Origin of the sequence: [Phormidium] sp. LEGE 05292 (genome assembly GCF_015207735.1) — a bacterium.
Classification (GTDB): Bacteria; Cyanobacteriota; Cyanobacteriia; order Cyanobacteriales; family Aerosakkonemataceae; genus Floridanema.
The window spans coordinates 32,968-48,040 of the sequence record NZ_JADEWG010000042.1 but is presented as its reverse complement, the minus strand read 5'-3'; the positions used below and the strand labels follow the sequence as shown (position 1 = coordinate 48,040).

Sequence of the window (15,073 nt, the reverse complement as noted above, 5' to 3'; positions counted from 1 at the left end):
CCTCCCCACCTCCCCAACTTTCCCCTGAGACACTGTAACAGTGCTACGATTGCGACAGATAAAGAATTGTGATAGTGAAGGATCGAATGGTAGAGTTAGACAAATCAATATCCTTTGACGGGAGGGATATTAGATTAAAGGTTGGCCTCCTTGCTCCACAGGCTGGTGGTTCCGTTCTTATTCAATCGGGTGATACTTGTGTATTAGTGACTGCGACGCGGGCGGCAAGTAGAGAAGGTATCGATTTTCTCCCCTTGTTGGTGGACTACGAAGAAAGACTTTATGCAGCTGGAAGAATTCCCGGTGGGTTTTTGAGAAGGGAAGGTCGTCCACCAGAAAAGGTAACTTTGACAGGGCGGTTAATAGACCGTCCCTTGCGTCCTTTGTTCCCCAGTTGGTTACGGGATGACATTCAAATTGTCGCAACTACATTGTCAATGGATGAGCAAGTACCACCCGATGTGTTAGCGGTGACAGGGGCTTCCATTGCGGCAATGTTGGCTAAAATCCCGTTTAATGGGCCAATGGCGGCAGTGCGGGTTGGTTTGGTGGGAGATGATTTTATCATTAATCCTACCTACGCGGAAATCGAAGCTGGGGATTTAGATTTAGTAGTTGCGGGTTCCCCAGAAGGCGTGATTATGGTAGAAGCTGGGGCGAACCAATTGCCAGAAGCTGATATTATTGAAGCGATCGACTTTGGTTACGAAGCAGTACTCGACTTAATTGCAGCTCAGAAAGACCTGCTCAAAGAACTAGAAATTGAGCAAGTTCACGAAGAAAAACCAGTTACAGACAGTAACTTGGAAAATTATATTCGCGATCGCGCCACCGACCCAATCAAAGAAATCCTCAAGAAGTTTGATTTCGACAAAAACCAACGGGATGAAGCATTAGATGAAATTAAAGCTGGCATTGAAACTGGAATAGCCGAACTGCCAGAAGAAGACCCCATCCGAGTTGCAACTACTCAAGATGCTAAAGCCTTGGGCAATGTCTTCAAAGATATTACCAAGAAACTGATGCGCCGTCAGATAGTCGAAGAAAACGTGCGCGTCGATGGTCGTAAACTCGATGAAGTACGACCTGTTTCTTGTCGTGTCGGAGTCTTACCCCGGCGAGTTCATGGTAGCGGTTTATTCAATCGCGGACTTACTCAAGTCATGTCAATTGTCACCTTGGGAACACCTGGAGACGCGCAAGAACTCGCTGACGACTTGCACCCAGAAGACGAAAAACGCTACCTGCACCATTACAACTTCCCTCCCTACTCCGTTGGCGAAACAAAACCCTTACGTGCCCCAGGCAGAAGAGAAATTGGTCACGGTGCTTTAGCAGAAAGGGCAATTGTCCCGGTTTTACCACCAAAAGACCAATTTCCCTATGTCATTCGTGTAGTTTCGGAAGTACTTTCTTCTAACGGTTCTACTTCAATGGGTTCCGTTTGTGGTTCCACTTTAGCTTTAATGGATGCCGGAGTTCCGCTGATTAAACCAGTTAGCGGTGCTGCAATGGGATTAATTAAAGAAGGTGAAGAAGTCCGCATCTTAACAGATATTCAAGGAATTGAAGATTTCTTAGGTGATATGGACTTCAAAGTAGCAGGGACAGATACAGGAATTACTGCCTTGCAAATGGATATGAAAATCAATGGTTTGCCCATAGAAACCATTGCTAAAGCTATTCACCAAGCACGTCCAGCCAGATTACATATTTTAGAAAAAATGCTGGCTGCCATTGACCAACCACGTACCGAAATGTCGCCTTTTGCGCCACGTTTACTAATGCTCAAGATCGATCCAGAATTGATTGGTTTAGTAATCGGCCCTGGTGGTAAAACTATTAAAGGCATTACCGAAGAAACTGGTGCCAAAATCGATATTGACGATGATGGTACAGTCACAATTTCTGCAATTGATGTGGAAAAAGCGGAACGCGCCAGAGGAATTGTCCAAGGTTTAACTCGCAAGTTAAATGAAGGCGATGTTTACGTTGGTCGGGTGACAAGAATTATTCCCATTGGTGCTTTTGTGGAATTTTTGCCCGGAAAAGAAGGCATGATTCATATTTCCCAATTAGCAGACTACCGAGTTGGGAAGGTAGAAGATGAAGTGGGAGTTGGCGATGAAGTGATTGTAAAAGTGCGGGAAATTGACAACAAAGGTCGGATCAATTTAACTCGCTTAGGCATTCACCCAGATGAAGCTGCGGCGGCTCGTTCTGCGGCAAATCGTTAAACTCCAAAAGTAAAGTAGCAAGGCGGTTGCAATATTTAGCGATCGCTTCGCAAATTGCGGATATCATCATCTAAAATATCCGCAACATTTACCCACTTTTGGGGCAGAGGAGCAGGGAAGAGGAGATAATATTAAATAGGGTTTCTATTATGACTCAAAATTTATCAGAAGTTGAATATAAAACCAACGAATTATACGAAACTGATTTTTATGCTTAGACTGTGGAACAAGCAAAATTTTTGCGAAATGAGGATTGGCATAATTTAGATATTCCCAATTTAGTTGAGGAGATTGAGTCTTTGGGTAGGCAGGAACAAACTCAGTTAGAAAGTCGTTTAGAAGTTTTAACTGGGCAATTGCTAAAGTGGGAATTTCAACCTAATAAACGTTCTAAAAGTTGGTTTTTCACCATTCGGGAACAAAGACGCAAAATAATTAGACTTATCCAAAGAAATCCTAGTTTGCAACCTTACTTACCCAAAGCTTTAACAGAAATTTATCCAGATGCTTTAGATTTAGCTTTGCGCGAGACATCTTTAGCAAAAGAAAACTTCCCCCAAGAATGTCCTTACAGTTTAGAAGAAATATTAAATGCTGAATTTTTCCCTGGTGAACAACTAGAATCCGATCCAAATTAATAGCATATTTTTAGGGTGCCTCAGACAGGATAATTTTAGGCTTGTAGAGACGTTGTATACAACGTCTCTACATTAGACTGAAGAATACCCAGATTAGAAGCCACAAAAGCTACTTCCCAAAAAATAGATATATTTCTTTTTCTTCCCTGCTTCCTAACTTCTGATTACCGACTACCGACTACCGACTACCCAACTAGCTAGCAAAACTGACCCCAGAAGCCTTAAACTGGAGTTTACCCTATAATGTTTGTCCCTACAAAGTAACTGTGCGAAAAAAAGTTATCGCTGGCAACTGGAAAATGTACAAAACTCAGGCGGAAGCGTCGGAGTTCTTGCTGAATTTCTTATCCACCTTAGAAGATACCCCGGAAGATAGGGAAATTGTTCTGTGTGTTCCTTTTACTGATTTGGGTATTTTGTCCAAGAGTTTGCATGGTAGTCGCGTGCAACTGGGTGCCCAAAATGTTCACTGGGAGGAACAAGGCGCTTATACTGGCGAAATTTCAGGCCCTATGCTCACGGAGATTGGGGTACGATATGCGATCGTCGGTCACAGCGAACGCCGTCAGTATTTCAACGAAACTGATGAAACTGTGAATCTGCGGCTTAAAGCAGCACAACGTTATGGTCTTACTCCCATTCTCTGTGTTGGTGAAAGTAAGCAACAAAGAGATGCTGGAGAAACTGAATCTTTGATTATTCATCAGTTAGCAAAAGGTCTAATTGATGTCGATCAAAATAATTTGATTATTGCTTATGAACCGATTTGGGCGATCGGTACTGGTGATACCTGCGAATCAACAGAAGCTAACCGAGTGATTGGGTTAATTCGCTCTCAATTAACTAATCCTGATGTTCCCATTCAGTACGGCGGTTCTGTTAAGGCTAATAATATCGATGAGATTATGGCTCAACCAGAAATTGACGGTGCCTTAGTGGGAGGTGCTAGCCTAGAACCTGATAGTTTTGCTCGAATTGTAAATTATCAGTAGCATCAGTTGTCATTGGTCATTAGTCATTAGTCATTGGCGATTAATTATTTTTCAAATACTAATGATAAATGACAACTAACAAATGACCAATGACCAATGACAATTGACAATTGACTAATGACTAATGGCTAATCACGAGTTAATTATTCGCGATCGCACTTTTACCTGGGGAAAACGCACTTATTTAATGGGCGTTTTGAATGTCACCCCGGATAGTTTTAGTGATGGGGGAGATTTTAATAATTTAGATGCGGCTATCTCCCAAGCAAAATATTTGGTAGAATCTGGTGCAGATATTCTCGATATTGGTGGTGAATCAACTCGTCCTAACTCGGCAGAAGTTTCTATAGAAGAGGAACTAAATCGAGTTTTACCTGTTATTAAATCTATTCGCCAAGAGTTAACAATTCCGATTTCTGTAGATACGACAAAAGCAGCAGTGGCAAAAGCGGCTGTGATTGCTGGTGCAGATATTGTTAATGATATTTCTGGCGCTACTTTTGACCCGGAAATGTTGCCAACTGTTGCGGAATTGAATGTACCAATTGTGTTAATGCACATCCGAGGAACACCGCAAACTATGCAAAAATTGACAGATTATCAAGATTTAATTGGCGAGATTTTGCAGTTTTTTCAACAGCAAATTGATGCTGCTATAGCTGCTGAAATTGACCCTGGTAAAATTATTATTGACCCTGGTATTGGGTTTGCCAAAAATCATCAGCAAAATTTGGAAATTTTACGGAGATTGCCCGAATTTAAAACTTTGAATTGTCCGATTTTAGTGGGAGTATCGCGTAAAAGTTTTATTGGACATATTTTAAATCAACCAGATGCGAAACAAAGAATTTGGGGAACTGGTGCGGCTTGTTGTGCTGCGATCGCAAATTCTGCCGATATTCTCCGAGTTCATGATGTTAAAGAAATGCGTGATATTTCCCTAGTTGCTGATGCAATATGGCGAGTTTAATTACAATTAATCATCATCTGTTTCCTGAATTTTTGAGGGATTTTTTTCTAGTTTTAGCAATTCTGCTAATGCTTCATTTAATACTGCTGGATTCATAAATAATATTTTTGAATTCGGACTTTCACTCAATTTTGAGTTAGCATCTACATATTTTTGGGCTAAGAAAAACTGCAATACTTCTTGACCATGAGTTTGTTTTTGTAAGGCTTGAGAAATTTTTGCCATATATTCAGCAGTACCTTCTGCGTCTAAGATAGCGGCTCTTTTTCTAATTTCGGCTGCTCTTTGTTCTTCCATTGATTGTAAAACTTTAGGTGCAGGTTTAATATCTTTAACTTCCACTCTGGTTACTTTCACACCCCAAGCTTCTGTTGCTTCATCTAATTGATGTAATAGTTGTTGGTTGATTTCTTTTCTACTGGAATAAGTTTCTTCCAATTTCATTTGACCAATTTCCGATCGCAAAGTGGTTAAAACCAATGTTTCAATGGCTTTTTCTACATCATCGATCGTATAATAAGCTCTTTGCATATTGAGTATTTGCCAATATACCACAGCATCAGCTTTTAGCGACACATTATCACTAGTAATTGCATCTTGAGGTTCAATATCTAAAACCTGTTCTCTAGTGGTTTCTTCCCAAACAATTGTATCCAAAAACGGCACAATAAAATTTAAACCAGGTTTCAAAGTTGTACGATATTTTCCCAGGCGTTCTACTAATGCTTCCGAACCTTGATTAATCACCTTTGCTGAACTAATTGAACCGATACTAGCGCCAATAATTAACAAAAAAAACGCAGATATGATCGCTTCCATAATAATTAGTTTTGAGTTAAGCTCAAAATTTCCTCCCTTTCTTCTCCTATTCTAACCTTGATTAATTTTTCTGGGATTTAGCAACAAACTTTAACCATTGAGAAATACTTGATGGTAATTCCCTGCTAAGTCGTAATGCTAATTTAGGAGTAGAGAGAAATTGGGCATAACTGGGAGTTAAAAAAGATTGGTAATTAACAGCTTCCGAGGTAAATTGTTTGATAAAAGCTAGGCTAACACCCCGGATTAATTGCCGTAAAGGTTCAACTTCTTCTCCGGTACGTTCTTTAAGCAAAGTAATTTGTTGAGCTAAGTTTTGGGGATTTCCTACGCTTAAATGTGTTGCGCCTACTGCTGTAATCAAATACTTTTGACCTCCCAATTGTTTAAAAGGTTCTAATTGATGAGTAATTGCTGGAGTAAAAGCGTCTTCTGTACTAGCTAAAGTTAAGGTGGGAACTCTGACTTTTCTTAACCCTGTTTCACCAAAAAGTTGCCCAACAACTGGATTCAAAATAATTGCACCGACGATGCGCGAATCTCCTAATACCGGAACTTTTGACAAATCAGTAGCAGCACATTGTAACCATTCTCCCGGAGATTGTAACAATGGGATAACTGATTTACAAGTTTGGCGTAAGGCTGGTAAATTTAACTCGGCTCCGGCTAAAGCTAAAGCGGTATAACCACCTAAAGAATGACCAATTACGACAACTTGTTTGGTATTAAATTTGCCTTGTGATTCGCTAAATTTTTGATTTTTTTGTGCTAGTTTATCTAGTAAAAAACTAACATCTTTTGGCCGATCGACAAACTCTGATGCAGGCATTAAATCCTGTGGTTTATCACTAATTGATGCTTGAGAAACCCAAGTAGCATTACTCCCTGGATGTTCTAATGCTGCTACAGTAATTCCATAAGAAGCTAGATGAAGAGCTAAATAGTTTAAAAATTTGCGATCGGCCCCAAAACCATGAGACATTACTACTAATGGCCCTTGGGTATTATTCGCATAATATAAATCTACTGCAATGTTACGATTCCGCTCAGAATCTTTCAAGTATAAAGTTTGCTGTTTTACTTGTTCTATACCTAATTCTGCTGGATTGAAATTATAATTAAATCTGGGAGTATTAACATCTAATTCTCGCTTTAATAAAGGCCCAAGAGCTTCACTTTGCCAATAAGAAGGGTTAAACTGTAAAGCCAGACCAATTAAAGAAGTAGCCTCAATTGTTACATCTTTGCCCGGAATTGCTCGTAATACTCCAACTAAACTTAACCCATTTGCTTGTCTAGCAGCTAAAGAAATTGCCGCTTGTAAATCTTCAATTCTTGTATTCGGAAAAGCACGTCCGAAAGTTTTGAGCAGCTGTTCTGACATTGGCGATCGCAACCACTCCTGTAAAACTTTATCAGTCATTTGCGGATCGAGTTGCAACCGTTGAGAAAGTAATTGTTGCACTCTAGGAGTAAAAATCACTGACAAAGCTTGAAGATTTTTTGGTAATTCGCCTGTCTTGGCAAAGCGTTCTAAATCAGATACACTAATAGATTGTTGAAAAGGGCCTAACTGTAAAGTTAATCTTTCTACTGCCGTAGCTGGTGCTACTATTCCCAAACTTAAAACCAACCCAAGAAACAATTGACTTAAACGCAGACGCAACCAAGGTAATTTTTTCATAGCATTGCACTTGATAAATGTGAGATTTAAATTCAAATTCTAGGATAATCAATGCTCAGGCTTTTAGTACTAAAAAGCTGTTGAGTATGAATCCAAACTCTACAATCCAAATTCTAAAATCTGTAACTGCTAGTTAAATGGGTTCTACAAGAATTTCAGCTTTTTTATGCTGAAGTCAACAAAAAAGCAATAGTACTATAATTCTATCTATAGATAGATTAATTTTATTAATCAACTAGGAGAAAATATATCAGAATATTCAGTGCAATTGATCTCATGTACTAATCGGCAATGACTCCGGCTGAAGAGATAGTAGTTCCGACTCAACAAATGGCTACCACCCGGCTTTGGGTCCAATTACTGTGACGATAATGAACTCTAATACGTCTGAAAATATCTTTGTCGGCGACAGCGAGATGGCGTTACTGATGAGATCTCTCGACTGGTCGCAAACGCCATTAGGCCCGGTATCCGGTTGGGCACAGAGCTTGAAAACCTTGATCGGCATTCTCATGAGTTCTCGCTATCCCATGTTCGTTTGGTGGGGGCGCGAGTATGCCAACCTCTACAACGATGCCTATCGTCCAATGCTTGGTACTAGCAAGCATCCTCAATTTTTAGGAAAGTCTGCTAAGGACTGCTGGGCAGGGATTTGGGATGTAGTGGGACCACTCGCTGATAACGTTCTGAACACAGGTCAATCCACTTGGTCTGAGAATTTGCTGTTGATTATGGATCGCAATGGCTATGCAGAAGAAGCTTACTTTACCTTCTCCTATAGCCCTGTGCGTGACGAGAGTGGTGGAGTGGGAGGGATTTTCTGTGCAGTCATTGAGACCACTAAGCAGGTGATCGGAGAACGTCGGCTACGATCGCTCCGGGAATTAAGCTCCTCTACTGTAGAAGCCAAAACGGTTGAGCAAGCCTGTCAGCTAGCGATCGCTACTCTGTCTGCTAATATTCACGATATTCCCTTTGCTTTGTTATACCTGGTAGAACCAGATGGCGATCGCGCCCGTTTAGTCAGCACAACCACCAACATTCAACCAGGAACGATCGCCAGTCCTGGACAGGTAGATTTAACTCAGGAAAGCGACCTCTGGAATCTATCACGAGTAAATCAAACCAAAGAAACTGAATTGGTCGAAGACCTAACAGTGCGTTTTGGTGAATTACCTGGAGGTGCTTGGTCAGAATCTCCTCATGCTGGCTTGGTCATCCCACTTACCAAGTCAGGGCAAACACAGCATTTAGCTGGGTTTTTGGTAGTTGGTGTTAGTCCTCGACGGGCGTTGGATGATGAGTACCGAGGATTTTTCGATTTAGTTGCCAGTCATGTAACTACAGCGATCGCCAATGCCCAGGCATACGAAGCAGAACGTAAACGCGCCGAGGCATTAGCCGAACTAGACCGTGCCAAAACCCTCTTTTTTAGTAACGTCAGCCATGAGTTCCGCACCCCATTAACGCTCATGCGGAATCCACTGGAAGATATTTTAGCCAACCCTTCAGGCCCGAACCCGCGCGATCGCCAACAGTTAGAAATAGTTTATCGGAACTCCCAGCGATTGCTGAAGTTGGTCAATACTTTGCTGGACTTCTCCCGGATTCAATCCGGGCGGATTGAAGCAGTTTATGAGCCGACCGATCTAGCAATGTTAACCGCCGATCTTGCTGGGGTATTTCGTTCTGCAATTGAACGAGCTGGAATCAGTTTACAGGTAAATTGCCCGCCACTACCGCAACCTGTTTATGTAGACCGAGAGATGTGGGAGAAGATCGTCCTCAACCTACTCTCCAATGCCTTCAAATTCACCTTTGCCGGAGAGATTACGGTTTCCTTGAGGTGGTGCGACTGTGAAAATAAGATAAATCCAGTTATCCTCTCATCCTCCCAAGTCATTCTGGAAGTGCGAGACACAGGAACGGGCATTCCCAGCGAAGATTTGCCCCATATTTTTGAGCGATTCCATCGAGCGAAGGGGGCAAGAGGAAGAAGTTATGAAGGGTCGGGCATTGGTTTGTCATTAGTTCAAGAGCTAGTGCGCTTGCATGGCGGCACGATCGAAGTCAGTAGTGCGATCGATCGCGGAACTTGCTTCACCGTATCAATCCCCACTGGATATGCTCACTTACCAAGCAATCGCATTAGCGCCACCCGCACTCTAACATCAACAGCAACGGGAGCCACGCACTATGTTGACGAAGCCTTGCATTGGCTACCAGAAGAGGCAGGGGAGCAGGGGAGTAGGGGAGCAGGGGAGAGATATCAAACAGATGTTTCCCCGCTGCCCCTGTGCTCCTCCGCCCCGCTGCCAAGTTCGGCCCGGATTCTGTTAGCTGATGACAACGCCGATATGCGAGCTTATCTGAAACGTTTGTTGAGTCAGCAGTATGAAGTAGAAACTGTGGCAGATGGGGTGGCGGCTTTAGCTGCTATTCGCCAGCAACTTCCCGACTTGGTGCTGGCAGATGTGATGATGCCAGAACTCGATGGTTTTGAGTTATTGCGGGAGTTGCGGAGCAATCAACAAACCAAAGAATTGCCGATCGTTCTGCTTTCTGCCCGTGCTGGGGAAGAATCGCGCATCGAAGGATTAAAAGCAGGAGCAGACGACTATTTAACTAAACCTTTCTCCGCCCGCGAACTATTGGCGCGAGTGGAAGCAACCTTGAAGCTGGCACAACTACGGCGAGAAGCAACTCAGCGAGAGCAAACACTGCGACAGGAAGCCCAAACAACCAAGCAAACACTCGAAACCATTTTATCGAGTATCAGCGATGGGTTTTATACGCTCGATCGCGACTGGCGCTACACTTATGTCAACGATCGCTTATGCGAAATAGCTGGGAAGCAGCGAGAAGAACTGCTCGGTTATAACCATTGGGAGTTATTTCCTGATGCGGTTGGAACAGAGGTGTTTGTTCAATTTCATCGATCGGTGAATGAACAAACGCCTCTCCAGTTTGAATATCTTTATTTGCCCTGGAATCGCTGGTTTGAGTTCCGAGTTTATCCTTCATCAAATGGACTAACAATTTTTGTAGTTGAAGTGACCGCTCGCAAACAGGCAGAACTGGTGCTGGTGGAGCAGAAAAAACTACTGGAATTGATTGCACTGGGGCATCCCTTGGATGAATGCCTTTGGGCTCTCTGTACCTCATTGTCCAAATTGAATCCTCGCATCCGTGTTTGTCTCCTACTGACTGATGCCCAAGGACTCACCTTTCCCCGCTCTATCACTCCTGGTTTTTCAGCATCCTTTGGGCAGGGACTCAAGGATGCCCCGATTAATGAATTGTGCATTGGCACCTGCGGTGAGGCAGTCTATTCCGGTCAGCCTGTTACTTGTGCAGACATTGCCAACGACGATCGCTGGTCGCAAGAATGGCGCGAATTATGTATTGCTCACGGCATCCTGGGATGTCATTCTGCGCCCGTGTGGGGTTTCGATCGACACCCCCTTGGATCGCTGATGCTTTGCTTCGATGAAGCGCGGATGCCAACTGACTGGGAGTACCAACTCGCCTACTTTGGCACCCAGGTTGCCAGCATTGCCCTGGAATGCGATCGCTCCAGCGCCAAAATTCAGACACTAAACCAGACCCTTGCTCACCGCGTCGATGAGCTAGAAACTCTGTTCGATCTGTTGCCCGTTGGTGTTGCGATCGCTGAAGATCCAGAATGCAGAATGATTCGATCGAATCGTTACCTTTCCAGGATCGTTCGAGTTCCCGTTGATGCCAATCATTCCCATAGCGTGCCAGATGACGAACGACCTGCTTATCGTGTTTGTCAGGAGGGACAGGAATTACCTGTTGAAGAGTTGCCGATGCAGTATGCCGCTATCCATAACACTGAGGTGAGGGACAAAGTGGTAGATATCGTCCATCCCGATGGTACTGTCATTAAACTACTTTGTTATGCCTCCCCCTTGCACGATGCTCAGGGTAAAGTTAGAGGTGCATTGGGAGGATTTGCCGACATTACCGATCGCATCCGCACCGAAGCCGCCCTACGTCAAAGTGAAGAACGCTACCGCTATTTAGTTGAAGCTACTCCCCAGCTCGTTTGGGCTGCGGATGCTCAAGGACGCAATACATATATCAGCCAGCAGATGTGTGACTATATCGGTTTGCCATCTGAGCAGTTGCTAGATTTGAATTGGCAAACAGTCATCCATCCTGATGATGTGGAACGAATTTCTCGTAGTTGGATGGAATCAGTGCAAAACGGCATTCCCTACGAAGCAGAATATCGGCTCCGAAAGTCAGATGGGACTTACCGTTGGCAGCTGGTGCGAGCCATGCCCCTCCGGGATGAACAGGGTCAAATCAGGCAGTGGTTTGGAGTATTGACAGACATTCACGATAAGCAAGAACTAGAGGAACAGCGATCGCACCTCCTGCAACAAGCACAAACGGCGCGGGAAGAAGCCGAACGCGCTAACCGCATTAAAGATGAGTTTCTCGCTGTTCTTTCCCATGAATTGCGATCGCCCCTCAACCCGATTCTCGGTTGGTCAAGTCTCCTCCAAAATCGCAAGTTGGATGAAGCAACAACTAAGCAAGCTTTGGCAACGATCGAGCGGAATGCCAAACTGCAATCTGAACTGATTGAAGATTTGCTTGATGTTTCTCGGATTCTGCGCGGCAAGCTTAGTCTTACTATCAGCCCAATTAATCTAACGTCGATCGTTCAATCGGCGATCGAAACGGTGCGACTGGCAGCAGAAGCCAAGTCAATTGAGATAAAAACGAAGCTAGACCCTTCCGTAGGTCTAGTTTCAGGCGACTTAACCCGCTTGCAGCAAGTAATATGGAACTTGCTTTCTAATGCTGTGAAATTTACACCTCCACAGGGAAAGGTTGAGGTGCAATTAGAACAAATTAACGATTATGCTCAAATCACAGTCAGCGACACAGGCAAAGGGATTCACCCAGATTTTTTACCATTCGTGTTTGACTATTTCCGGCAAGAAGATAGCGCCACTACCCGCAAGTTTGGCGGATTGGGACTGGGGTTAGCGATCGTGCGGCATCTGGTGGAACTGCATGGTGGAACGGTGAAAGCGGATAGCCCTGGAGACGGTAGTGGTGCTAATTTCATGGTGAGATTGCCCCTAATGCCAAGTCAGCCAATATCTAATATGGATCAATTATCAGAACCATCCCTAAATTTGCAAGGTATCCAAATTTTAGTGGTTGATGATGATACTGATACACGAGACTTTGTTGCTTTTGTATTGGAAGAGGCGGGGGCAAGGGTAATTGCAGTTTCTTCTGCTAGGGAAGCAATGACAGCCCTAACACAATCCCTTTGCGATGTTTTACTCAGCGATATTGGGATGCCGGAGATGGACGGTTATATGCTGATGCAGCAGATCAGAGCTTTGCCACCGGAACGAGGGGGGCAGATCAAAGCGATCGCTCTGACTGCATACGCGGGAGACCTCAACCAACAACAAGCCTTGCAAGCTGGATTTCAACGGCACCTTGCCAAACCGATCGATCCTCAAGCGTTAATCAAGACGATCTCAAAATTAAAGGATAATTCCTAAATTTTCCCTACTTGCGAAGTTATATTTCATCCGTTTGCTTCGGAATTATATCTTGTAGGGACACGCTTGAAACCCTTGTAGAGACGTTGTATACAACGTCTCTACATTCTTTGAAAGGAGAGGTCTAATGCAATCGGAAACGGTGTTAATTACTTTGGCAAATTTGTTGCAAAGTTGCAGTAAAATTCGGGTAAGAAATGGCAGCAGCTTCAGCGCGATTAATTGTAGTCACACCTTGAGCATTTAAAGCCGCAATTGCTAAACTCATCGCTATTCTGTGATCGGTGAAACTATCAACATCAACACCAGTTAAAGGAGTGCCGCCAGTAATTTCTAAACCATCGGGTAGTTCAGTAACTTTTGCTCCCATTTTGTTTAATTGAGATGCCATAACTGCAATGCGATCGCTCTCTTTCACCCGTAACTCTTCTGCATTGCGAATTACTGTTGTCCCTTCCGCAAATACAGCAGCTACCGCCAAAATGGGAATTTCATCAATTAATCTAGGAATAATATCACCCGCGATTTTACAACTTTTCAACTTGCTATATTTAACCCGTAAATCTGCTACAGGTTCCCCAGCAACTATTCTTTGATTTTCCGGTTGAATATCCGCACCCATCATTTCTAAAACTTCTAAAATTCCGGTGCGAGTGGGGTTAACGCCGACATTTTCCACTAATAATTCTGAACCAGGAACGATCGCACCTGCCACCAACCAAAAAGCCGCAGAACTAATATCACCCGGTACAATTACTGTTTGTCCTTGCAGTTTTGCGCCGCCAGAAACAGTTACACTATTTTGTTCTGGATTTACACTTAATTTTGCCCCAAAAGCTTGCAGCATTCTTTCACTATGATCGCGTGAAAGCGCAGGTTCAATTACAGTAGTTTCTCCTTCTGCCATTAAACCAGCTAACAAAATACAAGACTTAACTTGTGCCGAAGCAATGGGAGAATGATAAGTAATTCCTTGTAACTGCTGACCTTGCACAGCTAAAGGTGCGAAAGAACCACTTTTGCGTCCCCAAATTGTGGCACCCATCTGTTTTAATGGTTGTACTACACGCGACATCGGACGCGATCGCAAAGAACTATCTCCCGTCACCGTAAAAAATCTCCCCTCATGGGAAGCTAAAATTCCCAACATTAACCGTAAAGTTGTGCCAGAATTACCTGCATTCAAAATATCTAAAGGTTCCAGCAAATTACCCAAACCAATACCTTGAACGCGCACTAACTCAGTATTTAATGGGGAAATTTCTGCACCCAAAGCGCGAAAACACTCAGCAGTACTGCGCGGATCTTCTCCTAAAAGTAATCCTTGAATTTGAGTTTCGCCATGAGCAAGAGCACCTAACATTAACGCACGATGAGAAATAGATTTATCTCCCGGTATTTTAATTTTGCCATTTAGCGACAATCCAGAGAGAGGTTTTTCAATTACCAAAGATTGCTGATTTTCTACAACTTTTAGCCTGACGAAGGGAACTGACATTGGGATAGACTGGTGGTGGACTGTGAAGTTAGATCCTACCCTTTTCTTTGCCCAACTGGGACATTTTAAACTTAGATATTGTCTTTTTCCTTTTATGCTCACGCATCATCGCAAACCTGTGTGTCTATCCTTAGTGTCCACCGATTTACCAATTTGGTCGGTAGTCGAGACTTCCGCGACACTATATCAAAAAGACCGTCTCCGCTTTCATTTGCTGCTTACAGAACCTGGACTGGGGATGCCACAAAACTCAGATGGATTGGCGATCGCTTCTCCTGTGACAACCTCCTCTCCCCGTCTGTTGTGGTTAGAAATTTCTCCCCATCGCGTAATTATGACCATGCAAGGAAATGGCAAATTAAGCTACCGCCATTTTTGGGAAAGAGGTATTTATGGAATGAGTCGTTATTGGTTAAATAATGATTCTTTTAAAACTAATTGGCAATTGCGTTTGCGTAACTTCACCCGCAGCTTAGTTTTAGAAGGACATCCTTTGCCAGAACATTTGCGACTAGAATACGATTTATGGTCGGAAAAGGTACAATTAGGTCGCTATATTTTGAATTTGGAAATTCATCATTAATCTCGGATAATTCTTGCAAAAGTTTATTAATGTTTAACTGTGTTCTACCTGTATTTTTTCAAAAGATTGGGAACTTTTGCAAGAAGTCTAA

9 protein-coding genes are annotated in these 15,073 nt (G+C 43.2%); 6 read left to right on the top strand and 3 right to left on the bottom strand.

What is annotated here, in order from left to right; genetic code table 11:
- The first annotated feature begins 86 nt into the window (after positions 1 to 86).
- The 4 genes from IQ264_RS14105 to folP all read left to right on the top strand — a co-directional run bounded on the left by IQ264_RS14105 (position 87) and on the right by folP (position 4,837).
- Complete coding sequence (locus IQ264_RS14105) at positions 87 to 2,237, top strand: polyribonucleotide nucleotidyltransferase (protein ID WP_193981419.1); 2,151 nt, start codon at positions 87 to 89, stop codon at positions 2,235 to 2,237.
- Between the two features lie 221 nt (positions 2,238 to 2,458).
- Positions 2,459 to 2,875, top strand: coding sequence for a DUF29 domain-containing protein (locus tag IQ264_RS14100; protein ID WP_322744688.1), 417 nt, complete (start codon positions 2,459 to 2,461; stop codon positions 2,873 to 2,875).
- A gap of 266 nt (positions 2,876 to 3,141) precedes the next feature.
- Positions 3,142 to 3,867, top strand: a complete 726-nt coding sequence (gene tpiA, locus IQ264_RS14095) for a triose-phosphate isomerase (RefSeq protein WP_193981418.1) — start codon at positions 3,142 to 3,144, stop codon at positions 3,865 to 3,867.
- A gap of 124 nt (positions 3,868 to 3,991) precedes the next feature.
- Positions 3,992 to 4,837, top strand: a complete 846-nt coding sequence (gene folP, locus IQ264_RS14090) for a dihydropteroate synthase (RefSeq protein WP_193981417.1) — start codon at positions 3,992 to 3,994, stop codon at positions 4,835 to 4,837.
- 6 nt (positions 4,838 to 4,843) lie between these two features.
- Here the strand turns inward: folP and IQ264_RS14085 are convergent, their stop codons facing one another.
- Both IQ264_RS14085 and IQ264_RS14080 read right to left on the bottom strand, forming a co-directional pair.
- Positions 4,844 to 5,656 (bottom strand): SPFH domain-containing protein, encoded by an 813-nt coding sequence (locus IQ264_RS14085; protein ID WP_193981416.1) that lies wholly within the window; start codon positions 5,654 to 5,656, stop codon positions 4,844 to 4,846.
- Between the two features lie 61 nt (positions 5,657 to 5,717).
- On the bottom strand, positions 5,718 to 7,340 hold the full coding sequence (locus tag IQ264_RS14080) for an alpha/beta hydrolase (RefSeq protein WP_193981415.1): 1,623 nt from the start codon (positions 7,338 to 7,340) through the stop codon (positions 5,718 to 5,720).
- A gap of 371 nt (positions 7,341 to 7,711) precedes the next feature.
- On the opposite strand from IQ264_RS14080, the gene IQ264_RS14075 reads away from it, so the two are divergent.
- A complete protein-coding gene (locus tag IQ264_RS14075; protein ID WP_193981414.1) occupies positions 7,712 to 12,901 on the top strand; it encodes an ATP-binding protein in 5,190 nt (1,729 codons plus the stop codon).
- Positions 12,902 to 13,046: 145 nt separating this feature from the next.
- On the opposite strand, the gene aroA is transcribed toward IQ264_RS14075, so the two are convergent.
- Entirely contained in the window at positions 13,047 to 14,399 is a 1,353-nt protein-coding gene (aroA, locus tag IQ264_RS14070; RefSeq protein ID WP_193981413.1) for a 3-phosphoshikimate 1-carboxyvinyltransferase, read from the bottom strand.
- A gap of 94 nt (positions 14,400 to 14,493) precedes the next feature.
- Between aroA and IQ264_RS14065 the strand changes: the two genes are divergently transcribed.
- Positions 14,494 to 14,982 carry a hypothetical protein gene (locus tag IQ264_RS14065; protein WP_193981423.1) on the top strand — a complete coding sequence of 163 codons (489 nt, stop codon included), beginning with the start codon at positions 14,494 to 14,496 and terminating at the stop codon, positions 14,980 to 14,982.
- Positions 14,983 to 15,073: the final 91 nt, after the last annotated feature.

What these genes read in the sequence shown, in the direction of transcription:
- aroA (WP_193981413.1), bottom strand. Translation starts at nt 14,399, where the DNA reads ATGTCAGTTCCCTTCGTCAGGCTAAAAGTTGTAGAAAATCAGCAATCT.
- IQ264_RS14065 (WP_193981423.1), top strand. Translation starts at nt 14,494, where the DNA reads ATGCTCACGCATCATCGCAAACCTGTGTGTCTATCCTTAGTGTCCACC.
- IQ264_RS14105 (WP_193981419.1), top strand. Translation starts at nt 87, where the DNA reads ATGGTAGAGTTAGACAAATCAATATCCTTTGACGGGAGGGATATTAGA.
- IQ264_RS14075 (WP_193981414.1), top strand. Translation starts at nt 7,712, where the DNA reads ATGAACTCTAATACGTCTGAAAATATCTTTGTCGGCGACAGCGAGATG.
- folP (WP_193981417.1), top strand. Translation starts at nt 3,992, where the DNA reads ATGGCTAATCACGAGTTAATTATTCGCGATCGCACTTTTACCTGGGGA.
- IQ264_RS14085 (WP_193981416.1), bottom strand. Translation starts at nt 5,656, where the DNA reads ATGGAAGCGATCATATCTGCGTTTTTTTTGTTAATTATTGGCGCTAGT.
- IQ264_RS14080 (WP_193981415.1), bottom strand. Translation starts at nt 7,340, where the DNA reads ATGAAAAAATTACCTTGGTTGCGTCTGCGTTTAAGTCAATTGTTTCTT.